This window comes from Halorubrum rubrum, from assembly GCF_024494685.1.
In the GTDB taxonomy this organism is placed as follows: Archaea; Halobacteriota; Halobacteria; order Halobacteriales; family Haloferacaceae; genus Halorubrum; species Halorubrum rubrum.
The window spans coordinates 130,466-155,691 of the sequence record NZ_JANHDM010000007.1; the positions used below are offsets into that span (position 1 = coordinate 130,466).

The following is a 25,226-nucleotide window of genomic DNA, read 5'->3' on the forward strand; positions in this document are numbered from 1 at the left end:
ACTAGCGCGTTCGACGCCTCGACCGGCCATGGGTCGAACCCGCTACCGCTGTCTGAACTGCCTCGAACACACCGTGGGCCGGGAGTTCGACACGTCACACCTCTCCGTGACGTGTCCGAACTGCGCTTCCTTCGAGCGGTTCCTCAACGAGCGGGTGTTCGAGCGGTTCCAGGCGTACGAGGAGTCACCGCCGCCGGAGCTGGCGTGGAGCCGGCTGGACCGCACGGAGAAGCTCTTCGTGTGCGAACGGCTCGTCCGGACGGAGCGGACGCTCGAGGACTTCGACGTCGTCGAGGGGGAGACGGCGATCTGATCGGGTGCTCCGACGGCTAGTACTCTTCCCGGCGACGACGGCGCGACGTGGGCCGCGGTCCCGTTCTACCGCGCGTATAGCGGTCCGCCGACGAGCGCGGCGAGCGCGACCCCGTCATCGGGGGTGACGGCGACGTAGGGGTGTTCGACCGGACCGAACACGTCGACGACGCGGCCGACCCGGGAGAGGGACTCGTCGACGACGCCGGCACCGATCGCCGGCGGCTCCTCGCCCGGATCCGCGCGGGCGATGGCGAGCCCTTGCGCCGTCCTGACGACGGTGCCGACGCGGCGCATCGTCACTCGCGGAGGATGCCGATGTAGGCGGCGATCGCCTGTACGAGGTCGTTCTTCGCGGTGTCCTCGGTGCCGCGCACCACCACCGCGCCGCGGGGCTCGTACTCTCTGGAGTACGTCTTCTCCCGTTCGATCACCGCGTCGTAGCCGACCTGCTGGACCGCCTTCGCGATCTCGTCGACGGTCGGCTCCTCGACGGCGAGATCCGTCGGGACGCGGCGACCCTCCGAGCGCGAGCGGTCGGCGTCGAAGTACGCGGGATACACGACGTTCTCGACCATACCGGTGAGGCGGGCCCGCGGGGTAAGGTCGTTTCGGACCGCGGCCGTCGCGTTCGATCAGTCGGCCGTTCGCGACAGGGTGACCGTGATCTCGTTCCCGCCGTCAGGGCCGGAGTCCACGGCTATCGTGCCGTCCGAGAGGTCCACGCTCCAGTGGACGAGCCAGAGCCCCAGCCCGCTGCTGTGGTACACGTCGGTCATGTCGTGATCGCCCGTGAGCACGCCCGCCTCGACGGACGGGATCGGCGCGTGGTCGTCCCGGACGACGATCTCCGCGCCGGCGGGTGTCCGGCGGAGGGCGATCTCCACCGTCGGATCGTCGAGGTCGGCGTGTCGGACCGCGTTTTCGAGCAGTTCGATCATCGCCGAACGGAGTTCGGGAAGCCCCTCGACAGTGACCGGATCCGGCGTCGAGACTTCGATCGAGGCGTTCGGGTGCCGGTCCCGAACGATCCCGACGCAGTCCGCGATCGCCCCGCGGAGCTCGATCCGCTCGGAGTCCCGCTTTTCAGTGATGAGGTCGATTATGTCGCGCTCCTTCTCGGCCGTCTCGAGGAGCTGCTCGCCGACGCGGCGGATCACGGCGGTGTGCTCTGCCGGCTCCGGCACGTCCGATTCGAGGAACTCCGCCCGACCGAGAATGACGTTGAGGTCGTTTCGGAGGTTGTGCCGGAGGAGGTTGTCCATCACGACCAGCTGGCACTCGCGGCGTCGCCGGTCGGTGACGTCCCTGGTGAACCCCGTGATGCGGACCACCTCGCCGTCCTCGGTGATCGGCTCGGCCTGTATCCACACGCACCGGTTGTAGTTCTCCCCAGGGTTCACCCGGTACTCTATGTCGACCGGCGTGCCCTCGGAGAGCCGCTCCATCGCCGCCTCGACGGCGGGGACGTCCTCCGGGTGGACCGCGTCGAGGAACGTCGTCGGGTCGTCCTCGAGCGCGTCGGTGGAGGTCCCGTAGAGCTCCTCGTACGCGGGGTTCACGAAGCGGAGCTCCGACCAGTCCGCGTCGAACATCCAGAGCACGTCGCCGGCGACCGTCGCGATCTCCCGCAGGTTCGACGCCGTTTCGGCGCGTTCGCGCTCGGCTCGCACCCGGCCGGTGACGTCGCGGGAGCTGACGACGTATCCGTCGAGCCTGTCGTCGGTGAGGTTCGACATACGGCTCGCCAACCAGACCCACGATCCGTCCGCCGTCCGATGACGGTACTCGGCGGTGTCCTCGACGAACGCGTCGCGACCGATCACGTCGTAGAACGCGCGGCGTACCGCCTCGCGGTCGTCCGGGTGGACGTACTCGAAGGCGTTCTCCCCGACGAGGTCGCCGGGCGTGAACCCGAGGATCCGCTCTGCCGCGCCGTTGACGTAGGTGAACCGTCCCTCGTCGTTCAGCAGGGCGATCTTGTCCTGCGCTTGGTCGAGCAGCAGGCCGAGCGGTTCGGGGCCGTCCATTTCCCCTGTGCGTTCCAGGCGAAGACGCATAACGCTCACGGCGGCTCTCGCGGCGTCCTCGTTCCCGGTCGCCGGACGCCGCCTCAGACGTGTTCCTCGAGGAACTCGACGATCGCGCGGTACGCCTCTATCCGGTTCTCCAGCTTCGAGAAGCCGTGTCCCTCGTCCTCGAAGATCAGCTTCCGCACCGGGACGTCCCGCTCGCGGGCCTCCTCGACGATCCGCTCGGCCTCGCTCACGGGCACCCGCGGGTCGTTCGCGCCGTGGAGGACGAAGAGCGGCGACTCGATACGTTCGACGTTATTGATCGGCGAGATCGATTCGAGGAACTCCCGATCCTCCTCGAGCGAGCCGTACTCGGCCTCGCGGAGCTCACGCCGCCAGTCGCCGGTGTTCTCGAGGAAGGTGACGAAGTTCGCGATGCCGACCACGTCGACGCCGGCGGCCCACAGGTCGGGGTATTCCGTCAGCGCCGCGAGCACCATGAACCCGCCGTAGGAGCCGCCCATGGCGACGATCCGGTCGGGGTCGACCTCGGGGTGGTCGTGGAGCCACTCGACGCCGGCCCGCAGGTCGGCGACCGAGTCCATCCGCCGTTCCACGTCGTCCAGGGCGGCGTACGCCTTTCCGTAGCCCGAGGAGCCGCGGACGTTCGGCTCGAAGACGGCGTAGCCGCCGTTCACCAGGTACTGTTTGACCGCGCCGAAGGAGGGGCGGCGCTGCGACTCCGGGCCGCCGTGGACGTCGACGACGACGGGGTAGCCCGACTCGGGGGTCTCGCTTTCGGGCACCGAGAAGAACGCCGGGATCTCTCGGCCGTCGAAGGTGGGGTAGTGGACGAGCTCTGGCTCGACGAACGTGTCACGCGGGATCCCCGCGGTGGAGGCGTTCGTCCACCGCTCGGTCTCGCCGGTCGTCGCCTCGACGACGTGAACGTTCGCGTTGTCGGTGCTGCCCGTGGCGGTGATCGCGAACCGGTCGCCGTCGGGCCCGAAGCTCACGCCGCCGGCGACGCCCCGCGGCAACTCGGGCGCCGGGAACTCGTCGATCCGGTCGGGCGCGACCAGTTCGCCGACGGTGATCTCGGTGTAGCCGTCGACGTTCCGCGAGTAGACCACTCGTCGCGACTCCTCGTGGATCGCGACGCCGTCGACGTTCCAGTCGTTCCCGCTTCCGTCGTCGTCCCCTCGACCTTCGTCCCCGTCGCCGGGCGCGGCGTCCGCGTCTCCCTCGACTCCCCCGCCGTCGACGACGACGGAGAACTCTCCCGTCGCGAGATCGAGCCGTTCGAGCCGGAGCGTGTCGCTCTCGCGGTCGGTGACGAGATAGATCGCCTCGCCGTCGGGGCCCCACTCGGGACTGCCGTACCGGACGTCGCCGTCGTGGGGCGTGTGATGCGTGAGCGTTCCCGAGTCGACCGCGAGCGTGTACACGTCGTGGTCGAACGAGGAGTGGGCCTCGTGGACGATCAGCCGGCCGTCGTCGGGCGACCAGCCGGCCACCGAGAGCCACCCGTCGCCCTCGTGGACGAGCTCCGCGTCGTCGCCGACGCCGTCGCGATCCTGTACGTACACGTCGAAGACCGCCTCCTCCCGACGGTTCGACGCGAACGCGAAGCGCTCGCCGTCGCCCGCCCAGCCGCCCCATCGGTGTTTCGCCTCCGGGCGCTCGGTGAGGTCGGCGATCGCCCCGGATCCGAAATCGAGCCGGTACAGCTGTGCGCGCTCGTTTCCACCCTCGTCCATGCCGAAGATCGCTTCCGAGCGCTCCGGCGAGGCGTCGACGAACGTGACCCGCTCCTCGAAGAAGGTGTGCTGTTCGGGCCACCCGAGCGGGCGGTCGACGGACCACACCTGCGAGGTGCCGGTGGTGTCGAGCAGGAAGGAGAGCCGGCCGTCGGGTCCCAGCGTCGCCCCGCCCGCGCCCCGCACGTTGAGGTAGCGTTCGACGTCGTATCGATGCATACGCCCCGTTCCGCCGCGGGGGAGAAACCGTTTCGGGTGGATCGGGCGATCCGTTTCGATCGAGTTCGCGGACGCGTTCCGGCCGGATCGCGGGTCTTTTTGTTCGGGCCCCTCCTCCGGTCGGCGTATGCGCGTCGCGTTCGTCTCGCTTTTCACTCCCGAACACGGCGACACGCCGGCGCGGTCCCGGACGCGGCGGACCGCCGCGGGTCTCGCCGCCCGCGGCCACGACGTGACGTGGCTGTGTGCCCGCTGGTGGGGCGGCGAGGCGGCGACGTTCGAAGCGGACGGGGTCACGTACCGGTCCGTCGTCGTCGACCCGTCGCCGGTGGGATTCGCGGCGCGGATTCCGGCGGCGGTCCGTCGGCTCGACCCGGACGTCGTTCACGCGGTCAACAGCCCGCCGACGCCGGCGCTCGCGGCGACGCTCGCCGGGCGACTCGGCGGCCCGCCGGTCCTCGTCGACTGGTGGCGCGACCACCCGGCTGACTCGCGGCGAGTCTATCCGCTTCTCGCGCGCGGCGCGGACGCGGTCTCGACGCCCTCGCGCACGACGAAGACGCGGATCCGCGAACACGGCGCGGACGGCTCGGCGGTCCGGGTGATCCCCGAGAGCGTCGATCTCGGCCTCGTCGCCGAGACGGAGCCGGACGACCGCTTCGACGCCGTCTACTCCCGGCGGCTCGATCGCCACGCCAACGCCGAGACGTTCCTCCTGGCGCTGGCCGAACTCCGCGGGCGCGGCTGGAACGCGGCCGTGATCGGCGACGGGCCCGAACGGGATCGGATCGAGTCGACCGCCGAGGACCTCCGGATCGACGATCGGGTCACGTTCCTCGGCGACCTGTCACTCGACGAGCGCGTCGCGGTGTTCAAGGGCACCCACGTCTTCGCCCAGACAGCGACCTGGGAGACGTTCCCGACGGAGCTGCTGTGGGCGTTGGCGTGCGGCTGCGTCGGGCTCGTCGAGTACCAGGCCGACTCGAGCGCTCACGAGCTCGTCGAGGGCCGCGACCGCGGGCGGCTCGTCACGAGTCCCGCGGAGCTGGCCGACGCGATCGACGCCGTCGGCGACCTCGACCGGTTGACGAGCGACCCCGCGTTCGACGCGTACGACGAGGACGCGATCCTCGACCGGTACGTCGAGGTCTACCGCGAACTGGACGCGAGCTGAATCCGGGCCGGTGCGCCGATCGACGGCCGGACCGACTGAAGAAGGAACGGAGCGTGGGGTTCGGAAGTCAGGCCTCGTCGGGGGCGATCGTCCCGCCGTACTTCATGAAGACGAACGCGAGCCCGAGCGTGCTCACCATGGCGATGAAGGTGGCGATCGTCAGCGCACGCGCGCCGTCGGGGACGAACACCGCGCTGCTTCCGCCCCCACCGCCGGTCTCGACGGTCTCGACGTCCTCGCCGACGGCGAGGCCCGCGTGCATGCCGACGTCGGTGTGCGGAACGCAGTGGTAGTGGGTGATCCCGGCGTCCTCCTCGCTCGTCTCGTACTCGTAGGTCTCTCCCTCCTCGCCGACGGGGTCGCCGCTGTCGAGGGAGGCGGGTCCGTCGACGTTCTGGACGTTGTGTGCGCCGCCGTTGCCGGTCCACTCGAAGGTTATCACCGTTCCCGTGTCCACCCAGAGCAGGGTCGGATCGAACGCGAGACCCTGGTCGCCCGCACCGACGGAGACCGTCACCTCGCTTTCACCCCTGGCGTCCTCGTACGACCCTACGTTCCCCTCCGCCTCGCTCGGCCAGTCCGGCTCGACGCCGTCCTCCTGTCCCGCGGCGGTCCCTGTCGCGGCCGTGGCTCCGCCGACGGCGGCGGCCGTGCCGCCGGCAGTCCGCATGAACGTGCGCCGAGAGACGTCGTCCGTGCTCATGGATTCGGGTTCGTCGCCGCCGATAGTGAATATGTTGGTTCCGCTCGCTCAGAGCGGACCCCGACCGCGGTCGGATGCGACCGCGTCCGGTCGCCGTTTCGCGTCGCGTCCGTCGAAAAAGCGCACGTCCGCCTCCGACCGCGCCGGTCCCGGCTCAGCGAACCGAGTCGAGAAGCAGCCGCTGTTCGATCCGCTTCACCTCGTGTTGGACGTCGCGGACCGCGTCGATGTTCGCGGAGATGGAGGAGACGCCCTCCTCGACGAGGAACTCGACCATCTCGGTCTTCGAGCCGGCCTGTCCGCAGATGCTGGTGTCGACGCCCAGCTCGCGACACCGCTCGATCGTGTCCCCGATGAGCCGCAGGACGGCCGGGTGGAGCTCGTCGAAGCGGTCGGCGACGTGTTCGTTGTTTCGGTCGACCGCGAGCGTGTACTGGGTGAGGTCGTTTGTGCCGAAGGAGGCGAAGTCGATCCCTGCCTCGGCGAGATCGTCGATCTGGATCGCGCTCGCCGGCGTCTCGATCATCACGCCCCACCGGTGCGTCTCGGGATCGATGCCCGCCTCGCGCATGTGCCCCTTCACGCCCTCGAGGTCGGCCGCGTCGTTGACGAGCGGGAACATCACCTCGAGGTTGTCATAGCCCATGTCGATGAGGCGCGCGAACGCGGCGAGCTCTTGGCGGAACGGCTCCGGTTTGTCGAGGCTCCGACGGATCCCGCGCCATCCCAGCATCGGGTTGTGCTCGGCCGGCTCGCCGCCGCCGCCCTCCAGCTCGCGGAACTCGTCCGTCGGCGCGTCGATGGTCCGGACCCGGACCGGCCGGGGGTAGAACTCGTCGGCGACCCGGCGAACGCCCTCGATGAGTTCGTCCTGGTACGCCCGCGCGCCGTGGTCGGCGATGTACTTCTCCGGGGTCTTCCCGAGCGAGAGCACCATGTGTTCGATCCGGAGCAGGCCGACGCCGTCCGCGCCGGTCGCGGCCGCCCGCTCGGCGGCCTCCGGGATCGAGACGTTCACCTTCACCTCCGTGGCCGTCATCGGCTTGACGGGGGTCTCCGGCCGCGCGGCCTCAACCGGCTCGAACTCCTCCGCGGGCTCGGCGGTCTCGTCGACCCCGGCGCGGACGGTCCCCTTGTCGCCGTCGATCGTGACGCGTTGCCCCTCCTCGAGGACGCGGGTCCCGTTGCCCGTACCGACGACGGCCGGGACGCCGAGCTCGCGGGAGATGATCGCGGCGTGGCTCGTCATCCCGCCCTCGTCGGTCACGATCCCCGCGGCGCGTTTCATCGCGGGCACCATGTCGGGCATCGTCATCTCGGTCACGAGCACGTCGCCCTCCTTGACTTGGTCGAGGTGGTCGAGCTTCGTGACGATCCGGACGGTGCCGGAGACCGCGCCGGGACTCGCGCCGAGCCCGTCCACGAGGACGTCCGCCGCCTCGCCGTCGCCGCCGTCGCTCTCGGCGGCCCCGCCGGCACCGGCGTTCCCGGTCACCGCCGCGTCGAGGTCGTCGCCTCCGGCCTCGCGGTCGGACGATCCGGTCGCGTCGTCGCCGGCGTCCTCGCGGATCGTGGTGATCGGTCGCGATTGGAGCATGTACACCTCGCCGTCGTAGATCGCCCACTCCACGTCCTGTGGGGTGCCGTAGTGGTCCTCGACGAGTTCGCCGAGACCGACGAGTTCGTCGATCTCCTCGTCGGAGAGCACCCGCGCCGTGCGGCGGTCCTCCTCGACGTCGAGCTGGACCGTCTCGCCGCTTTCGGGGTCCTTCACCATCTCCACCTTCTTGTCCGCGACCGTGACGTCCTCGACGCGGTCGCGCCCGCGGTCGTACACGTAGTTGTCCGGGGAGACGGTGCCGGAGACGACCGCCTCGCCGAGCCCCCAGGCGGCCTCGATCGTCATCTGCGGGTCGCCGGTCGACGGGTGGCTCGTGAACAGCACGCCCGACTTCTCGGCGTCGACCATCCGCTGGACGACCACCGCGATGTCGACGTCCTCGTGGGGGAACCCCCGCTGTTGGCGGTAGTAGATCGCCCGCTGGGTGAAAAGCGACGCCCAGCACTCCCTCACGCGTCGGAGGAGGTCGGCCTCTCGGACGTTGAGGAACGTCTCCTGCTGGCCGGCGAACGACGAGTCGGGCAGGTCCTCGGCGGTCGCCGAGGAGCGCACGGCGACGAACGCCTCCTCGCCGTCCTCGCCCATCTCGCGGTAGCTCTCCAAGATGCCTTCGCGGACCTCGTCGGGGAACGGCGTCTCGGTGATCAGCTCCCGAGCGGTCGCCTCGGCCTCCCGGAGCGCGGCGGAGTCCTCGGGGTCCACGTCGACGGCGGAGAACAGCTCCTCGTCGATCCCCGCCTCCTCGATGAACTCGCGATAGGTTCCCGCCGTGACGACGAATCCCGGCGGAACCGGCAGCCCCGCGCCGATGAGTTCGCCCAACGAAGCCCCCTTACCGCCGACGGTTCCGATGTCGTCGGCGTCGACGTCGTCCAGCCAGAGTACTGCCATTCGTATGTGCGGTGGATCCACGACCCGCCGTATGAATCTTCCGAACCGAACATCGACGAATAAAAGATTACTCGAAATCGAGTTATCCGCGTCGATCCGGTTCTGCGGCTCGATAACGGCGGATCTAACCGGATGTACGATCGGAGCCCGCGCCTCGATTCTCGTCGATCGAGCCCGGTCGAATCCGGTCGACGGGCGGGTCGACGGACGACTCAACGCGAGACGTGAACGGTAGCTCGAAGACGAGAGAGGGCCGAGTTCGTCGCGAGGTGTGACGAACCGACGAACGGTTCGTACATCTCTTCACGGATTCGCTTGACCTATACTTACTTGCTGCGCGAACGATCGCCTCGATCACGTGTTACAGGTGTTGTAACACCATGTTCCTCCGGCGGGGGTCGCGATCGCCGCGGTCGGGGCCGCCGCCGTCGGCGTCGTGGTCGTAGTACGACCGCGATCACGGCGTGTCGTCGGGCGATCGGTCGCTCGCGAGCCGGCGTCGTTCGTCCCGGAGGAGCCGCTCCCAGAGACCGAAGAGCCGGCTGTCGAGGCCGTAGGCTGCGTCCACCCGAGCGGCCCAGGCGTCGTCGGCGAAGAGCAGTCGCTGGAACCGACGAACCTCCGGCGAGAGACGGTCCCGGTCGCCGGCGTAGTGCGACAGCGACTCCTCGCGCGTCCGCTCGACGAGGTCGCTCGGGACCGCGATCCCGTCGGCCGTCGCGGCGTGGACGAACCACTCGAGGTGTAACAGCGCGGCCGCCGCGAGGAAGCGCTCGCGGAAGCCGGAGAGGCCCGCGAGCGCGGGACGACCGTCGACGACGACGTCCCGCGGACGGGAGAATCGCGGGGCGCTCGCGGTGACGCCGGCCGCCGCCGCGATCTCGCGGGCCACTCGGCGGAGCCGCCACTCGCCGTACCTGGTCGGCGCGAGGAGGCCCAGTTCGTACCACAGCGGCATCCACTCGCAGTACGGCTCCGAGAAGGCCCCGTCCGCGAGCAGCGTCGCCGCGACCGAGCGCGCCGCCGCGGGCGAGAGGCCGGTCGGGTCCGCGGCCAGCCGCTCCGCGATCCGGTCCCCGTCGAGGTCGTCGGCACCGGAAAACGCCATTCCCTCGGCGACGTGACGGGTGTACGCGCGGCTCGCGGCGTACCAGCCGGCGAAGTCCCGCGGCGCGGTCAGTCGGAGGAGGCGGAGGACGGTGATGGAGAGCGTAGGTCCGGCACGCTCAAAACCGCTCCGGCCGGTTCGCGTCGTCGCCTTCTCGTTCCGCGTCGTCGCCAGTCGCGTCGCTGCCGACTCGCTCAGCGTCGCGTCCCGCGTCGCCGTCGTCCGCGAGCGCGCCGTCCAGGCCCCACTCGTCCGCCCGCTCTCTCGCCTCGGCGCGCGCCTGCTCGCGGATCGCTTCGATCCGGTCGTCGTCCGCGAGGAACGCCGCGACCGCGTCGGCCTCCTCCCCGTCCCCGTCTGCGAGGCGGTCGTCCGGGGCGCTCTCGCGGGTCCGTTCGGCCAGATCGGGGTCGTCGGCGAGTTCCGTCGCGGCCGCCGCGGGCGGGACGCGGAGCGCCTCCGCGGCGTGGGCCGCCCGGAGCGCCTCGGCCGCGACCGCGTACAGCTCGACGCGGTACGGTCCGGGCACGGCCAGCTCGGCGAGGGCGTCGGGACCGCCGCTGTCGGTCACGGTGTTGTACGCCAGCACGGGGACGCCCGCCTCGAAGGTGAGCACGCCGCGGGCGTCGCCGGCGAGCAGCAGCGTCTCCTGCGGGACGACCGTGGCGTAGCCGGTCAGCTCGCGGTCGAGCGCGGTCGACAGCGTGGTCCCCACGTCGGAGACGACCCGCGAGCGGAGGAGGTCGCCGCGCGGGATCTCGAGGACCGGTGGGTCGGTCGGCCCTCCCGGTTCGCCCGGCGACCCGGTCATGGGGTGTCGGGGACGACCGCGCTCTTGAACCGCGCCGCCACCGCCTCCTCGTCGCCGTCGCGCACCGCGAGCCGGGCGGCCGCCTCGCGGTACCGGGCCGCCGGCTCGCTGTCGGGCGCGTGCGCTAAGAGGGGCTTTCCCGCCCGTCGCGCCGCTCGTACCACGTCGCTGTCGGGCACCTCCGCGAGCACCGGGCCGCCGAAGTGGCGGCCGGCCTGCTCCGCGACCGCGGCCGTCGGATCCCGCACCTTGTTGAGCAGGACGCCCGCGGTCTCGGTGCCGTACGAGCGCGCGTACTCCTGGACCTTCAGCCCGTCCGAGAGCGCGGGGATCGTCGGCTCGACCACGATCACGACGCGGTCGGCGAGGACGACGGGTAACACCGCGGACTTCGAGCCGAGCGCGGCCGGCGAATCGAGGAGGAGTACGTCCGTGTCGCGGGCGAGCTCGGCGACCACCTCGCGGAGCCGCGCGGGGTCGGCCGCGGAAAAGCCCGCGAGCGAGGTGCCACAGGGGACGACCCGCAGCCCGAACCGCTCGTAGGTCGCCTCCGAGACGTCGGTCGCGGTCCCCTCAACGAGGAGGTCGTGGAGGGTGACCGTCGCGTCGTCGAGGCCAGTGTGGAAGAGCAGGTTCGCCATCCCGGTGTCCGCGTCGACGACGGTCACGTCGTGTTCTTCGGCGAGCGCCATGCCGAGCGCGAGCGTGCTCGTCGTCTTGCCGGTGCCGCCCTTGCCGCTGGCGACCGCGAACGCCTCGACCATTACCCGTCAGTCCGCGTCGGCGCGTTAAAAGGTGTCTATACGGAGCTTCGAGGCTTTGCTGCTCGGACGTGTCGACCGGTCGTGGTCAATACGAGTGATCCACATCCCATCCATATCACCGATCTACAGATGAGCAAGCCGAGTGTCTCGGGGCTCGACCCCCGAGGCGGTTCACTCGCCCTCACGTCCGGGATGCTGAACGGGAACGGCGAGTACACCGCCTACGACGTCTCGTCGTCGGACCGGGGAGTCCACGGACAAGCCCACGACCGAAGCCGTGGGGAGATGACGAGACACATATAGCCTCGCCGGTCTCTCTGTTGTATGGAGACGATCGAGGGAACCGTCCTCGCCGGGCAGTCGTTCGAGCCGATCCATGGCCGGGTCGTCGTGGAGGGAGGTCGTATCGCGGCCGTCGATGAGACACCTGAACGCGACGACGAGCCGAGCCGCATCATCCTGCCGGCGTTCGTAAACGCGCACACCCACGTCGGGGACTCGGTCGCTAAAGAAGCCGCCGTCGGGCTCGGCCTCGAAGAGGCGGTGGCCCCGCCCGACAGCCTGAAACACCGACGGTTGGCGGCGGCCGACCGTGAGACGCTGGTCGAGGCGATGTATCGCACGCTCCGGTTCATGGAACGAACCGGAACGGCCGCATTCCTCGATTTCCGCGAGTTCGGCGTCGAAGGTACCCGGACGCTACGCGAGGCCGCCGAGGACCTCGACATCGAGGACTTCATCTTCGGGAGCGACGATCCCGCGGTCCTGGATGTGGCCGACGGGTTCGGTGCCAGCGGCGCTAACGACGGCGATTTCACCGACCAGCGAACGGCCGCGAGAGAGCGTGGCGTCCCGTTCGCCATTCACGCCGGCGAGCCTGACGCCACCGACGTCCATCCGGCGCTGGATCTGAACCCGGATCTGCTGATCCACATGGTCCACGCCGAGGTCGATCACCTGGAACGGGTCGCAGACCAAGGAGTCCCGATCGCAGTCTGTCCCCGCGCGAACCGCGTCCTCGGGGTCGGCCGGCCGCCGATCGAGACACTGCTCGAGTACACCGACGTGGCGCTCGGGACGGATAACGTGATGCTGAACGGGCCTTCAATGTTCCGCGAGATGGAGTACACCGCGAAGACGTTCGACCTCCCCTCGCGGACGGTGCTTCGGATGGCGACGGCTGCTGGAGCCGACGCGGTCGGCCTTGACTGTGGCGTCATCGAACCGGACCGCCGCGCCGCGCTGCTGGTGCTCGACGGCGATTCGGACAACCTCTCTAGCGTTGCGGATCCGGTCGATGCGGTGGTCCGACGGGCGACGGCGCTCGATATTCAGAACGTCATCTGCTGAACGCCAAACCGGTCCCGTCTCGCACCCCCTGCGGCGCGAGTGCCGCATACGCGCCCTGTATCTCGCACGGCCATCGGAACGTCGCTTGAAATCACCCGACGCTTTCCGAGAACAGCGCTTTTGCTCGCTCGCATCCATACTCCGGTATGGTCGAGACGATATCCGCGAACGAGTTCCGCGACATGGTCGACGCGGCGCGACGCGGCGAGCGCGAGTTCGCCGTCGTCGACACCAGGCCCGAGGAGAGCTACCGGGGCTGGCGGATCGCCGGCGCGGTCAACTACGTCTACAAGCCGTTCCACCGGTTCGACCCCGACGAGTTCGAGGCGGCGACCGGGATCGGCCCCGAGGAGACGGTGGTGACCGTCTGCGCGAAGGGGAAGTCCTCGCACGCGCTCGCGGACGACCTCGTCGCCGCCGGCTACGGGGACGTGTACGCGATCGACGACGGGATGCGCGGCTGGTCCGCCGTCTACGACCGCGCCGAGGTCCCGCTCCCCGACGCCGGCGACGACCCCCTCGAGGTCGTCCAGATCCAGCGCCGCGCGAAGGGGTGTCTGGGGTACCTGATCGTCGGCGGGCGAGCGGACGCTGGTGACGACGGCGACACGGCCAGCGATCCCGACGACTCCCGCGTGGCGGTCGCCGATTCCGGTGGCTCCCGCGTCGCCATCGCGGTCGACGTCTCCCGCCACGGCGAGGAGTGGCGCGCCGCGGCCGCCGAGCGCGACGCGTCGATCACGGCGGTGCTCGACACCCACGTCCACGCCGACCACCTCTCCGGGGGCCGCGCGCTCGCCGACGAGCTCGGCGTCCCCTACGTCCTCCCGGCTGCGGCCGAAGCGCGCGACGTGACCGACGACTTCGAGCCGATCGAGCGCAACGAGACCCTCTCGGTCGGCGGGGTCGACGTGAAGGCGCTCGCGACGCCCGGCCACACCGATGACGGCGCGAGCTACCTCGTCGGACGGTCGGCCGTCCTCACGGGCGACACGCTCTTCACGGAGGGCGTCGGCCGGACGGAGCTCCAGTTCGCGGCCGACGGGGCCGACGGAAGCGACGGGGACGGAACCCGAAACGGTGGGGCGGACCGGGAGTCCGCCGGCGCACGAACCGGTGCGAAGCGGCTCTACGACTCGCTCCACGGCACGCTCCTCGCGGAGCCGGACGACGTCGTCGTGCTGCCCGGCCACTTCTCGGTCGCGAACGACGGGACGACCGGAGACGCGATCCCCGGCGAGCCCGTGGCGACGACGGTCGGGGCGGCCCGGCGGGGGATCGGGATCCTCGGTCTGGACCGGGAGGGGTTCGTCGAGGAGATCACGGCGACGCTCCCGGAGAAGCCGCCGAACTACGAGTCGGTGATCGCGGCCAACCGCGGGGTCGAGGAGCCGGCCGACGAGGTCGCCGCGATCGAACTCGAGATGGGACCCAACCGCTGTGCGGCCGAGCCGGCTCCGGAGCCCGAAGCCGGCGACTGAGGACGGCCGGCACCCTACCCGTCGTCCTGGAGGTCGGCCTCCCGCAGCGCCTCGTTTAAGTCCTCGCGGACGCGCTCGCCCGTCTCGCGGTCCATCGCGGTCGTGACGATCCGGTTCTCCTGGACGCTCGAGCCGTCCCGGAGGAGGAGCCGGACGTTCCCGTTCGTTCCCGCGCGCGTCGCCTTCGCGCGCAGGCCCGTCCGCGAGCCGGTGCCGCCGGCGTCGATCGGGCCGGGTACGACCTTCTTGACGTGCGGGTGCTCGGCGACCGTCCGGATCGCCCGCCGGCCCGTGCGGTCGCCGATGAGCGTCGAGTGGGAGCCGCCGATCTTCTCGCGGGGCGGCGTCTCGACCACCTCCAGCGCGCGGTCGCCGCGGCGGTCGAGCACCCACTCGACCGCGTCGCCGTCGTCGTCCCCGTCCGGCACGCGATAGAACTCGTGGTGGAGCTGCGCGCGCGTCTCACGGAGGGGCTCGCGCGCGCCGGCCGCGTACACGGTCTCGGGTCGTTTCCGGCGGATCTCGTCGGCGACGCGGCCGGCGAAGTTGCGGAGCTGGACGTGCGTCAGCTCCGCGTCGTTTTCGGGTCGGGTCGTGATCGTCGTCCGCCCGACGACGTCGTCCTCCTCGAGCATCGTCAGCTCCGCGCGCTCCGCCGTGAACTCCACGACGACCGCGTCGCTGTTTGCGGTGTTACAGGTCAGACAGTAATCCCCCGGCTTCTCCAGGGGGGTGCCACACCGCCGGCAGTTCATACCTCCCGGAGGCGCGTGCCCGATAAAAGGCCGTTCGTTCGGTCCGCCGGCGTCGACCTCGACTCCCGCCTCGGAGCAACCGATATTAGTCGATGCCGCACGGATCGAAGCGTATGGACACCGACCGCGTCGACGCGGACGCCCCGGACGAGGGGTCCGACGGATCCGAACCCGGCGCTCCGGAGGCCGTATCCGACCGCTCGGAGGCCGACCGCTCGGAGGCCGACCGGTCCGTGTCGGATCTGACCGACTCCGAGGTCATCGGGGACTGGCTGGAGGGACTGTTCCGGAACGGGCGCACGAACGCGCTGATCGCGTGGGCGATGGTCGCGGTGCTCGTCGGCGTTTTCCTCGAGAGCGTCGCGGAGTTCGACCTCCTCGCGATGGCGCTCGTCGCGGCCATCACCGCCGTCGTGGTCGCCCCCGGAGTCGCCGCTCGGGACCCGCGGGTGATGCCCCCGTGGGAGGTGCTCGTGATCGCGCTGTTGCCCGTGTTGGTCCGCGCGCTCCTCGGCGGCGAGGTCGGGGTCTTCGCGACGTACCTCGCCATCGCCGCGCTGGCGCTCGTCATCACCGTCGAGCTCCAGATGTTCACCCCGCTACGGGTGACCCACTGGTTCGGCATCGCCTTCGTCGTGATGACGACGATGGCCACGGCGGCCGCCTGGACCGTCCTCCGCTGGAACGCCGACCGACTCCTCGACACCGCCTACCTGACGACGAACGAGGCGCTGATGATCGAGTGGATATACGTGACGCTCGCCGGACTCGCCGCGGGCGTCCTCTTCGACGTCTACTTCCGCCGCCGGGGGCTGCGGCTCCGCCGCGCGCTCCGGCGGGTGGTGCGCCGATGACGCTCCTGCCCCGCCCGTCCGTCCGGAACCAGAAACGTCTCACGCGGACGATGCAGGCGACCCTCGCCGGGATCCTCGTCTACGGGATCGTCGCGGGCGCGCCGAAGGCGATCTCCAACGGCGGGATCGCGCTGCTCATCACGTTCGTTCCGGCGGCGCTCGAGCGGAACTACGAGGTTCCGATCGACCCCTGGCTCGGGGTGTGGATCACGAGCGCCGTCTTCTTTCACACCCTGGGATCGGCCGCCCTCTACACGCGGATCGAGTGGTGGGACCACCTCACACACTCGCTCTCGGCCTCGCTCGTCGCGGGCGTGGGGTACACGGCGTTGCGCGCCGTCGACCTCCACAGCGACCGGATCCGGATCCCCGACCGGTTCGCGTTCGTCTTCATCGTCGTCGTCGTCCTCGCGTTCGGGGTCGTCTGGGAGCTGTTCGAGTTCGCGCTCGACATCATCGCCGCCAGGACCGGCGTCACCATGCCCCTGGCACAACACGGGCTCGACGACACCGTCCTCGACCTGACGTACAACTCCCTGGGGGCGCTCCTCGTCGCGATCTTCGGACAGGCACACCTCTCGGGGGTCGCAGAGCGGATCCGCGAGGAACGTCTCGGTCGGTCGGGTGATTCCGGGGAGTGAGCGGCGACTCGGAGCGACTCGCCGGGCGCACGGCCGGCCACTGATCACTCGAGACAGGCCGCGACGACGCGTAACGCCGCCTCGCCGCGGACCTCCTTCGCCAGGAGCGGGACGCGTTTCACGTCGCGACCGCGGAAGAGGTCGGTCGCCTCCCGCAGCGCCGCCTGCTGGACCTCCCACCGCCGCGCGCAGAACTCGCAGTGTTCAGGATCCGGCTCGACGATCCACTCGGGGTCGACGTCGGCCACCTCGCTCACCCGCTCCATCACGCGGTTGACGACGAGCGTGTTCACCGGTATCCCGAACTCGTCGAGCCGGGCGACGAGCCGCTCGGACTCGACGACGCTCATCTCCTCGGGGATGGTGACGACCCGGAAGTCGGTCCGCGCGGGGTCGCGCAACACGTCTCGAAGGCGCTCGATCCGCGCCCGCAGCTCCTCGAGGTCGGCGCTCGGGTCGGGCTCGTCGTCGTCCCCGCCGAACATCCCCTTGATCCCGTCCATCATCCCGGAGAAGCGCTGCCGGAGCGTCATCACGCGGCCGATCATCGAGTCCATGATCTCGGGCAGCTGGAGGAGCCGGAGGGTGTGGCCGGTGGGCGCGGTGTCGACGACGACCCGGTCGAAGCGCGGGTCGTCGAGGTACTCGAGCAGCTGGCGCATCGCCGCGGCCTCGTCCGCGCCGGGCATCGTCCCGCCGAGCAGCGAGCCGGCCGCGTCGTCGGGGGCGTCGTCGCCCGCGCCCCCCGCGCCGCCCATCCCCGGCATTCCCCCCATCGCCTCGCCCATCTCGCCGAGCCCGCCGAGCGGATCGCCGTCCGCGCCGAACATCCCCTCCTCGATCGCGTCGTCGGGATCGATCTCGGCGGCGTAAAGCGGCAGGTCCTCGTGGACCACCGCGGGCTCCGCGGGCACGTCGATCCCGAGCGTGTCCGAGAGCGAGTGGGCGGGGTCCGTCGAGACGACGAGCGTCGGGACGCCGCCGGCCGCCGAGGAGAGCGCTGTCGCGGCCGCCATCGTCGTCTTTCCCACGCCTCCCTTCCCGCCGTACAGCACGTACTCGGGCGCGTCCACGCCCCGCGGGAGGTCCTCGCTCCCCGTGTCCTCGTCGTCGACGCGGTCGACGGGCTCGACGTCGATGTCGTCCATGCTCGCCACTGGCGGCGGCGCGCTTGTGTACCCGTCGGTCCGGGTCGCGGACCAGGTCGAGCGATAGCCGTCTACACCGACCCGTCGAGCCGCTCCACGACGGTCTGGAGGTTCGCCTCGCTCTCGATATCGCGTTTCACCTGCTCGCGCCGGCGGACCGCCGCGGAGTCGGCGTCGTACGCGCGGACGTACTCCGCGCGGGTGTGCTCGTCGAACGCGTGCCGGATCGCGAAGTAGCCGTCCGGGACGATCGTGCCGCACACCTTACACTCGTGGCGCTGGTGTTCTCGCGTCTGGTGGAGCACGGCCGACTCCACGTCCTCGAAGACGGCGTCGCACCCGTCGATACCGCACGCCCAGGGAACCATGCCCCACGGTTCCCGCCGAGGGGATTAACGGTTTCCCCCGACGCCCGCCTCCCTCGGTCGTTCGGGTCCGTCCGTCGACCGCGAACGATACGTCTTTGGGCGGCTTTCGCGTACCGCCGATCGTGAGCCGATCTCGAACGCGCGTCGACGCCCACGTCAAAGTTCTCGACGACCGCGTCGTCGCCCGCGCGAAAGAGCGCGGGATCGACGCGCTCGTGTACGCGCCTCACTTCACCCGACTGCCGACGCTCCGCGAGCGCGCGGACCGGTTCTCCGACGACGACCTGACGGTGGTCCCCGGCCGCGAGGTGTTCACCGGCGACTGGGGGAACCGCCGGCACCTCCTCGCGATCGGACTCTCCGAGCCGGTCCCCGACTACATCACCTTCGAGGGGGCGATGGCGGAGTTCGAACGCCAGGACGCCGCGGTCCTCGTCCCGCACCCGGCGTTCGCGACCATCTCGCTCACCCGGCCCGAGCTCGCGGCCCACGACGCCCGCGTCGACGCAATCGAGACGTACAACACGAAGCTGCTCGCCCACCAGAACGGCCGCGCGCGCGACATCGCCGACGACCTCGACCTCCACGGGTTCGGCTCCTCGTACGCGCACCTCCGACCCACGGTCGGCGAGGCGTGGACCGCCTTCGAGGGCGACCTCCCCGACGAGGCGGCGATCGTCGAGGCGTTCCGCGAGGGACGGCCTCGGTCGGTCGTCCACCGCGGCGGTATCGACCACCGCCTCCGCGGGCTCGTCGAGTTCGGCCACCTCGCCTACGAGAACACGTGGGCGAAGGCCGAGCGGCTGTTCCTCTCGGGCGAGGAGCCCACCCTCCCCTCGAACGTCGTCTACGAGGGCCGGTTCGACGACGTGGCCGTCTACGAGTGAGTCGACGCCGACCGTTCGACCCGCTTTCCGTTCGAAACGACCGTTATATCTTGGCTGCTTACTTCATAATAACTAAGCGTTTTCTGGCGATTTTCCGTCGTGATGCCCGCTAACCTAGCCCCGTTGTCCCGCGAGCTGTCGCGTCCATACTACGAAGACGCCTTCCCCGCACACGATATCTACCACGCAAAACGTGTGCGTGACGTTGCGCTCCGACTTGCGACTCAGCATCCGGATAGCGTCAACCGGGATGTACTCGCCGCAGCAGCGTGGCTTCACGATATCGGGCGGCCACTCGAACGCATCGGAGAAATTGACGATCATGACGACTGGGCGGCCGACGAAACCACGAACCTCCTCACGGCGGAGGGGGTGGCGCCGGATCGGATCGCGGCGGTCGAACACTGCCTACGGGCACACAGCATCCGGACGAGTTCACCGGACCCCGAAACGCTCGAGGCACGGTTACTTTTCGACGCTGACAAACTCGACGCAACTGGCGTGGTCGGGCTCGTTCGCCTCGCTTGTATCGTCGGTGAACGCTCCGGACGCATTGGCGAGCAGTACGCCATCATCGATGACGCAGCAACACTCACCGACGGCGTACCCGAGTTGCCAGATGTCTCTCTCCTGCGCGAGTGGGCGCGTGAACGCCTCGATGCGCTGTATACGGAGCCAGGTCGCTGCCTCGGAGAGTCACGCTGGGACGTGATGGAGGGTTTCTTCGACCGATTTGCCCGCGAGATCGACCAAGGCACTGCGCAGTAAATTGGCTGTACCGAGCGGTTGGGAGTGAAACACGGTCCGCTGCTGACGATCTCGACGAGGCCGATCCTCGTCGATTCCGCGCTCAGAGCCCGAATCCGGCGGCCGCCGACGAGAGGTCGACGTCGAGCGAGACGACGTAGGTGGTGACCGCCCAGAAGGCGGCGATCTCGAGCGCGGTGACGATCACGGTCACGAGGTCGGCGTACTTGCTGCTCGTGGTGACGCCGAACGGGAGCGAGAACTCCTCGTCCGAGAGCGGGTGAAACAGCGCGATCCCGCGGCGGCTGCCGATCAGGTCCAGCAGGTAGTGGGTCAACACGCCCACCCAGACGAAGTGGAGGTTGTCGAAGACGATCGGGTACGCGAGGACGACCGAGAGCACCGGCAGGCTGTGGAGCGTCTTCCGGTGTTTGCCGAAGGCGGTGTCGACGTCCGGGAAGAGCGCGCCCAACACGATCGGCACCGTGATCTGGGCGACCTTCCGGGCGGTGGCGACGTCGACGCCCGGTTCGAGCACGAAGCCGAGTCCGACGGCGAGGAGTAGCGCGTTCAACACGTGGCCGCGTTTGTTCATGACCCCGTCTCTCGCGGCGTCGACCGAAAAGGCACGGATCGCGTCCGACGGAGGCCACCGGGATCCGACTGAGGCCACCGGGATCCGACTGAGGCCACCGGGATCCGACGGGGACGACGCCGATCCGGCGTCGGGAGCACTCCGCGGATCCGGCGTCGAAAGAGCCACGGGGGGCACACCCCATGAACGGGCATGGAGTACGAGGAGCCCAAGTTCTTTCAGGTGATGAAGTACGGCATCGAGGCCGACCGCGACGTCATCGACATGGTGAGCGGCAACCCCGACTGGGAGCCGCCGACCGCGCTCCGCGAGGCGCTGGCGGCGTACGCGGAGCTGCCCTCCGCCGAGTTCCAGTATCCCCCGAGCGAGGGGATCCGCGACCTCCGCGAGGCGATCGCGGTTCGACGGGGCGTCGACGTCGACCGGATCGTCCTCACCAACGGGACCGGCGAGGCCAACTACCTCGGGATGGCGCGGGCGCTGGAGCGCGGCGCCGGTGACGAGGCGCTGTTGATGGACCCCGTCTACCCCTACTACCCCGGCAAGACGGAGCTGCTCGGCGGCGAGCCGACGCTCGTCCCGACCGAGCGCGACGGCGGGCTCGACGTGGACGCGGTCCGGGCGGCCGCGAGCGAGGACACCGCGCTCGTCGTCCTCAACACCCCGAACAATCCCACGGGAGCCGTCTACGCCATCGAGAAGGTGCGGGAGGTCGTCGGGATCGCGGAGTCCGTGGACGCGCTCGTTCTCGTCGACGAGGTGTACGACCGCTTCGATCACACCGGCTCCTTCGAGTCGGCCCTCTCGCTCGACTCGGACCGGGTGATCGTCACCAGCGGCTTCTCGAAGTCGATGGCGATAACCGGCTTTCGCGTCGGCTACGCGATCCTTCCGGACGCCCACGTCGACGCCGCGAAGACGCGACACATGCTCGTGAACGTCGCGGGCTCGCGGCCCGCCCAGTACGCGGTCTCACACGCCCTTGAGGCGACCGAGCCGGAGTACTACGCGGAGGCCCGCGAGCGGCTCGCCGACCGGATCGACGCGTTCACCGAGGCACTCGAGGCGGCGGGCGCGGAGTACACCCGCCCCGACGGCGGCTTCTACGTGCTGGCGCGGTTCGAGGGCTTCCCCGGCACCATGGAGAACGTGAAACGCCTGATCGACGAGGCGGGCGTCGCGGGCATGCCCGGCGACACCTTCGGGACCGCCCGCGACGACTGGCTCCGGTTCGCCCTCGTCACCCCGCGATCGCTCGAGGCCGCCGAACGACTCGTCGACTACTTTTCGGAGCGGTAGCCGCGGATCCGTTTCACTCCGTCCCGTTCACCCCTCGACGTCGACGCCGGTGATCTCGAAGCGCGCTCCGCCGTCCCGGCTCTCCTCGATCCGGATCTCCCAGCCGTGCGCCTCGGCGATCTCCCTCGCGATGTTGAGCCCGAATCCCGTCCCGTCGTCGGCGGTGGTGTACCCGGTCTCGAACACGCGCTCCCGGTCGGCCTTGGGGATTCCGGTGCCGTCGTCGGCGACGTAGAACCCGGCCCCGCCGGCGCTCGCCGCCCGCGTCGAGGTGTACATCGGCTCGACCACGCCGACCCGAACCGTGACGTCGTCGCCGCCGTGGCGGACCGCGTTCCCGAGGAGGTTCTCGAACAGCTGTCTCACGCGTCCGGGGTGCCCGCGGATCGCGCCGTCGGTCTCGACGACGAGCGTCGCGTCGGCCGTCTCGACGCTCGTCCACGCCGCCTCGACCGCGTCCGCGAGCGCGATCCGCTCGACGTCGGCCACCGCCTTCCCCTCGCGCGCGAGCGTCAGGAGGTCGCCGATCAGCGCGAGGCTCCGGTCGACCGCGTCGGCGGCCGGCTCGAGATGCTCGCCGTCGCGCTCGACGCGCGCGAGCTCCAGCCGTCCCTGCGCGACCGACAGCGGATTGCGGAGGTCGTGTGAGACCACCTCCACGAACCGTTCGAGACGCTCGCGCCGGCGCTCGGCCGCGCCTATCGCGCGGGCCGACTCCACCGCGGTCGCGACGCGGTGAGCCAGGACCACGTCGCCGTCGGTCGCCGAACCTCGGCGGACGTAGTCCGTGACCCCCGTCGAGAGGGCCTCGGAGGCGGAGAGAGTTTCGGGGGGCGAGACGGCGTCGTCGCTTCCGGCGTCAGCGTAGACGACGAACGGGAGGTCCGGGTCGTGAGCGCGGACGCGCTCGAACAACGACATCGCGTCACCGTCGAGTCGAGCGCCGGCGACGACGCAGTCGTAGCCCCCGGCGAGGATCCGGTCGAGCGCCTCGTCGGCGTCCGCCGCGGAGTCGACGTCGAGTCGGTCGTCCGCGCGTTCGAGCGCGGCCGCGACGTACTCCGCGGCGTCGGGTCGCGGCCCGACGAGGAGAACGGCCATCGGAGGGTCAGTCGTCGCCATGCGTACCAATCTCGATCGGATCTCTCGGGCATCCGGTGTATATGTGTCCCTGTCGCCGCGACGTTCGGTGGCGTCGCCGACGCGGACGCGTCGGTCGACGCCTCCCCGGCGGTCGCCGTTCCCCCGGCGGCTACCGCTCGCCGATCGCCGTGTGAACCGTCGATCGGTACCGTTCGGCGAGCTCCCGGACGACGAGGCGGTCGCGGGGGTCGATCCCGATCGCACGGAGGGCGAGCAGGTAGGCGACGACCCCGACGGGCGTCCCGACCGCGACCCCGGAGATCCCGGCGACCGCGGCCCGGACGGTCAGCATGACGCCGACCATGATCCCCCCCGCCGACAGCGGCGCGAGGAACGTCCGGTCGAACGGCCAGAGCCCCTCGAACCGCCGGAGCAGCAGGACCTGTACCCCGTTCTGGACGGCGATGGCGGCCGAGGTGCCGAGCGCGGCCCCGACGAGCCCGTATCGGATCACGAACGCGTACGTCAGCCCGACGTTGAGCGCCGCGAGCAGCCAGTCGAGCGCCATCCGCGCGTACTGGTGGTCCGTCATCATGAGGAGCCAGCCAGTCGCGCCCACGGCGCTGCCGACGAACACTCCGCCGAGGTAGACGACGAGCGGGAGGTGCCCGCGAACGTACGTCTCGCCGAACAGCGCGAGCAGGGGCTCGCCGAACACGCCGAGGGTCGCGACGACCGGCAGGACCGTCGTGACGATGAGCCGGGTCACGGAGGTGTACACCGCGTTGAGCGTCTCCATTCGGTCGTCCGCGTACAGCTCCGAGGCCACCGGCGGGAGCAGCTGGTTGAACGAGCGGAGGGGGATCCACGCGATCGAGACCAACACGAGGACGACGTTGTACACCCCGGCGGCGACCGCGGTGAGGAGCGCGCCGACGAGCAGCACGTCGATCCGATTCTGAAACACCTTGCCGAGGCTGCTCATCGCGACCGGCGCGGCGTGGTCGTAGAAGCGGCGGGCCTCCGGGCGCGCGCCGCGGAGGGTCGGCGTGATGCCCGTGGCGCGGATCGAGACGGGGACGCCGACGGCGACGAGGAGCGCGGTACACACCACGATCGCCTCGGCGACGCCGACGACGGCGTAGCCGAGCGCCAGCGCGCCGGCCGCCCCGACGAGTCGAACTGCGGGGCGGAGCAGCTTGTTGAAGAGCACCTCGCCTCGCGCCGAACCGATCGCCCGGAACACGGCCCCGGTCACGGTGACGAGGCCGATCAGTCCGACGAGGACGCCGAAGAGCCGCATCGTCGGCGGGAACGCGGGGTCGGACACCGTGAGGTCGTTCACCCGCGGAGCGACGCTCCAGACGCCGAGCGCGAACGCGGCCCCCGCGATCACGGTCGTCGCGTAGGCCAACCCGACCACCCGCGATCGGCGGGCCGGGTCCTCCTCCCCCGGAACGAACCGCTGGAGCGCCGGTACGCTCCCGACGGGCACGAGCCGCGTGAGCACCTGGGCGATCCGCCACGCGAGCGCGTACACGCCGTAGGCCGCCGGTCCCAGCCCGCGGGCGAGGACGAGCTCCGTCGCGGTCGTCAGTCCGCGTTGCGCCGAGAAGGCCCCGCTCGTGACGACGGCCCCGCCGGCGATCGTCACCAGCGCATCGCGCTCCTCCTCGGGGATCTCGTCGTCGGAGGTCGAACCTTCGAGGATCTCGTCGTCGGGGATCGTCTCGTCGGAACGCGCGTCGGTCGTCTCCGGCGTCGATTCGGTGCCCACGGTGGTTCGTCCGATCGAAGCGTCGTCCGCGGATTAAGCGGTTCGCTCCGCGGTTCCGGCGAGGAGTGCCGGTTCGTACGGGTAGCTACCCGAAGTTCTCGACTTTCGCGTCGTCGGCGTCGCCGCCGCCGGCCTCGATCGCCGCCAGGGCGTCGTCGACGAAGTCCGCGAAGCCGTAGACGAAGGCGGTCTCGTCTGTCGCGCCCGCCAGCGCGTCCGCGACGGGGTCCGTCAGGTCGTCGTCGTCGTCGAGCACCGCGATCGACGCGCCCCGCCCGCGGAGGTCGTCGAGGCGGGCCTCGTGGGCCGGGTCGTCGTCGCGGTAGACGACCGCGGCCTCGCCGCCGTCGTCGAGCGCGCGCCGGGCGATGGCCACCGCCGGGCCGACGCCGGGACCGCCGGCGAGGACGACGACGCGCCCCTCCCCGTCGTAGTGCTGGTCGCCGAAGGGCCCCGAGAGCGACATCGCCACGCCGGGCTCGATGTCGGCGAGAAACCGGGAGAACTCGCCGCCCTCCTCGAGATCGATCTCGACGGTCACCTCGAAGGTCCCCTCGGTCGTCGGCGAGGAGAGCGTGTAGAACCGCGAGACGGGCTCGCCGTCGATCTCCGTCCCCAGCTTCACGAACTGGCCGGGCTCGGCGCTGAAGCCCTCGGGCGTGTCGAACCGGATCGCGTACGTGTCCGATCCGACCTCCTCGACCGACGTCACCGCGACTGTCGCGTCCATACGTCCCGTCGGTCCCTCGGACACAAACGTGTTCTCGTCTCGTCCCGTTTCCGTCTCGTCTCGTCCCGTTTCCGTCCCATCCCGTTCGCGTTTCCGTCTCGTTCGCCGGACGATCCTCGTCGGCCGCCCCTCC

The 25,226-nt window shown here is 70.3% G+C and carries 25 protein-coding genes; 9 read left to right on the plus strand and 16 right to left on the minus strand.

From position 1 onward, the window contains the following. Positions 1-28: 28 nt before the first annotated feature. Complete coding sequence (locus tag NO889_RS09420) at positions 29-313, plus strand: hypothetical protein (RefSeq protein WP_256412004.1); 285 nt, start codon at positions 29-31, stop codon at positions 311-313. A 65-nt stretch (positions 314-378) separates the two neighbouring features. Here NO889_RS09420 and NO889_RS09425 read toward each other — a convergent pair whose 3' ends face one another. The 4 genes from NO889_RS09425 to NO889_RS09440 form a co-directional block, all read right to left on the minus strand. Beyond that, positions 379-609 (minus strand): H/ACA ribonucleoprotein complex subunit GAR1, encoded by a 231-nt coding sequence (locus NO889_RS09425; protein WP_256412005.1) that lies wholly within the window; start codon positions 607-609, stop codon positions 379-381. 2 nt (positions 610-611) lie between these two features. Continuing rightward, positions 612-890, minus strand: coding sequence for a signal recognition particle subunit SRP19 (gene srp19 / locus NO889_RS09430; RefSeq protein ID WP_066414188.1), 279 nt, complete (start codon positions 888-890; stop codon positions 612-614). A gap of 57 nt (positions 891-947) precedes the next feature. Further along, on the minus strand, positions 948-2,342 hold the full coding sequence (locus NO889_RS09435; protein ID WP_256412006.1) for a PAS domain-containing sensor histidine kinase: 1,395 nt from the start codon (positions 2,340-2,342) through the stop codon (positions 948-950). A gap of 83 nt (positions 2,343-2,425) precedes the next feature. Next, positions 2,426-4,306, minus strand: coding sequence for a S9 family peptidase (locus NO889_RS09440; RefSeq protein ID WP_256412007.1), 1,881 nt, complete (start codon positions 4,304-4,306; stop codon positions 2,426-2,428). Positions 4,307-4,433: 127 nt separating this feature from the next. Between NO889_RS09440 and NO889_RS09445 the strand changes: the two genes are divergently transcribed. Then, positions 4,434-5,480 carry a glycosyltransferase family 4 protein gene (locus NO889_RS09445; RefSeq protein WP_256412008.1) on the plus strand — a complete coding sequence of 349 codons (1,047 nt, stop codon included), beginning with the start codon at positions 4,434-4,436 and terminating at the stop codon, positions 5,478-5,480. Positions 5,481-5,547: 67 nt separating this feature from the next. Here NO889_RS09445 and NO889_RS09450 read toward each other — a convergent pair whose 3' ends face one another. The 5 genes from NO889_RS09450 to NO889_RS09470 all read right to left on the minus strand — a co-directional run bounded on the left by NO889_RS09450 (position 5,548) and on the right by NO889_RS09470 (position 11,378). After that, positions 5,548-6,183: a plastocyanin/azurin family copper-binding protein gene (locus NO889_RS09450; RefSeq protein WP_256412009.1), complete on the minus strand. Its 636-nt coding sequence runs from the start codon at positions 6,181-6,183 to the stop codon at positions 5,548-5,550. A gap of 154 nt (positions 6,184-6,337) precedes the next feature. Then, the gene (gene ppsA / locus NO889_RS09455) at positions 6,338-8,695 is read right to left on the minus strand and encodes a phosphoenolpyruvate synthase (RefSeq protein WP_256412010.1); all 2,358 of its coding nucleotides are present in this window, start codon (positions 8,693-8,695) and stop codon (positions 6,338-6,340) included. Between the two features lie 457 nt (positions 8,696-9,152). Next, entirely contained in the window at positions 9,153-9,899 is a 747-nt protein-coding gene (locus NO889_RS09460; RefSeq protein ID WP_465261016.1) for a DUF8116 family protein, read from the minus strand. A gap of 22 nt (positions 9,900-9,921) precedes the next feature. Next, complete coding sequence (locus tag NO889_RS09465; protein WP_256412012.1) at positions 9,922-10,614, minus strand: DUF8054 family protein; 693 nt, start codon at positions 10,612-10,614, stop codon at positions 9,922-9,924. Then, positions 10,611-11,378, minus strand: coding sequence for a nucleotide-binding protein (locus NO889_RS09470; RefSeq protein ID WP_256412013.1), 768 nt, complete (start codon positions 11,376-11,378; stop codon positions 10,611-10,613). The genes NO889_RS09465 and NO889_RS09470 overlap by 4 nt, the downstream gene beginning before the upstream one ends. Positions 11,379-11,702: 324 nt before the next feature. Here NO889_RS09470 and NO889_RS09475 point away from each other — a divergent pair, with 324 nt between their 5' ends. Then, the gene (locus tag NO889_RS09475) at positions 11,703-12,728 is read left to right on the plus strand and encodes an amidohydrolase family protein (RefSeq protein ID WP_256412014.1); all 1,026 of its coding nucleotides are present in this window, start codon (positions 11,703-11,705) and stop codon (positions 12,726-12,728) included. 146 nt (positions 12,729-12,874) lie between these two features. Then, positions 12,875-14,209, plus strand: a complete 1,335-nt coding sequence (locus tag NO889_RS09480) for an MBL fold metallo-hydrolase (RefSeq protein WP_256412015.1) — start codon at positions 12,875-12,877, stop codon at positions 14,207-14,209. A gap of 14 nt (positions 14,210-14,223) precedes the next feature. Here NO889_RS09480 and NO889_RS09485 read toward each other — a convergent pair whose 3' ends face one another. Continuing rightward, positions 14,224-14,964 (minus strand): DUF2103 domain-containing protein, encoded by a 741-nt coding sequence (locus NO889_RS09485; protein ID WP_256412016.1) that lies wholly within the window; start codon positions 14,962-14,964, stop codon positions 14,224-14,226. A gap of 113 nt (positions 14,965-15,077) precedes the next feature. Between NO889_RS09485 and NO889_RS09490 the strand changes: the two genes are divergently transcribed. Beyond that, the gene (locus NO889_RS09490; protein WP_256412017.1) at positions 15,078-15,818 is read left to right on the plus strand and encodes a hypothetical protein; all 741 of its coding nucleotides are present in this window, start codon (positions 15,078-15,080) and stop codon (positions 15,816-15,818) included. Next, complete coding sequence (locus NO889_RS09495; protein ID WP_256412018.1) at positions 15,815-16,459, plus strand: DUF2238 domain-containing protein; 645 nt, start codon at positions 15,815-15,817, stop codon at positions 16,457-16,459. The genes NO889_RS09490 and NO889_RS09495 overlap by 4 nt, the downstream gene beginning before the upstream one ends. A 44-nt stretch (positions 16,460-16,503) precedes the next feature. On the opposite strand, the gene NO889_RS09500 is transcribed toward NO889_RS09495, so the two are convergent. Both NO889_RS09500 and NO889_RS09505 read right to left on the minus strand, forming a co-directional pair. Next, positions 16,504-17,607 (minus strand): ArsA family ATPase, encoded by a 1,104-nt coding sequence (locus NO889_RS09500; protein ID WP_256412019.1) that lies wholly within the window; start codon positions 17,605-17,607, stop codon positions 16,504-16,506. 71 nt (positions 17,608-17,678) lie between these two features. Next, positions 17,679-17,975 carry a DUF7565 family protein gene (locus NO889_RS09505; protein ID WP_256412020.1) on the minus strand — a complete coding sequence of 99 codons (297 nt, stop codon included), beginning with the start codon at positions 17,973-17,975 and terminating at the stop codon, positions 17,679-17,681. A gap of 119 nt (positions 17,976-18,094) precedes the next feature. Between NO889_RS09505 and NO889_RS09510 the strand changes: the two genes are divergently transcribed. Both NO889_RS09510 and NO889_RS09515 read left to right on the plus strand, forming a co-directional pair. Next, the gene (locus NO889_RS09510) at positions 18,095-18,862 is read left to right on the plus strand and encodes a PHP-associated domain-containing protein (protein WP_256412050.1); all 768 of its coding nucleotides are present in this window, start codon (positions 18,095-18,097) and stop codon (positions 18,860-18,862) included. A 102-nt stretch (positions 18,863-18,964) separates the two neighbouring features. Further along, complete coding sequence (locus NO889_RS09515; RefSeq protein ID WP_256412021.1) at positions 18,965-19,630, plus strand: HD domain-containing protein; 666 nt, start codon at positions 18,965-18,967, stop codon at positions 19,628-19,630. A gap of 82 nt (positions 19,631-19,712) precedes the next feature. Here the strand turns inward: NO889_RS09515 and NO889_RS09520 are convergent, their stop codons facing one another. Continuing rightward, positions 19,713-20,204 carry a metal-dependent hydrolase gene (locus NO889_RS09520; RefSeq protein ID WP_256412022.1) on the minus strand — a complete coding sequence of 164 codons (492 nt, stop codon included), beginning with the start codon at positions 20,202-20,204 and terminating at the stop codon, positions 19,713-19,715. A 192-nt stretch (positions 20,205-20,396) separates the two neighbouring features. Here NO889_RS09520 and NO889_RS09525 point away from each other — a divergent pair, with 192 nt between their 5' ends. Further along, entirely contained in the window at positions 20,397-21,503 is a 1,107-nt protein-coding gene (locus NO889_RS09525) for a pyridoxal phosphate-dependent aminotransferase (RefSeq protein ID WP_256412023.1), read from the plus strand. A gap of 27 nt (positions 21,504-21,530) precedes the next feature. Here the strand turns inward: NO889_RS09525 and NO889_RS09530 are convergent, their stop codons facing one another. The 3 genes from NO889_RS09530 to NO889_RS09540 form a co-directional block, all read right to left on the minus strand. Further along, a complete protein-coding gene (locus NO889_RS09530; RefSeq protein ID WP_256412024.1) occupies positions 21,531-22,625 on the minus strand; it encodes a hybrid sensor histidine kinase/response regulator in 1,095 nt (364 codons plus the stop codon). Positions 22,626-22,755: 130 nt separating this feature from the next. Continuing rightward, complete coding sequence (locus NO889_RS09535) at positions 22,756-24,312, minus strand: lipopolysaccharide biosynthesis protein (RefSeq protein WP_256412051.1); 1,557 nt, start codon at positions 24,310-24,312, stop codon at positions 22,756-22,758. A gap of 136 nt (positions 24,313-24,448) precedes the next feature. Next, positions 24,449-25,093, minus strand: coding sequence for an FAD-dependent oxidoreductase (locus tag NO889_RS09540; RefSeq protein WP_256412025.1), 645 nt, complete (start codon positions 25,091-25,093; stop codon positions 24,449-24,451). Positions 25,094-25,226: the final 133 nt, after the last annotated feature.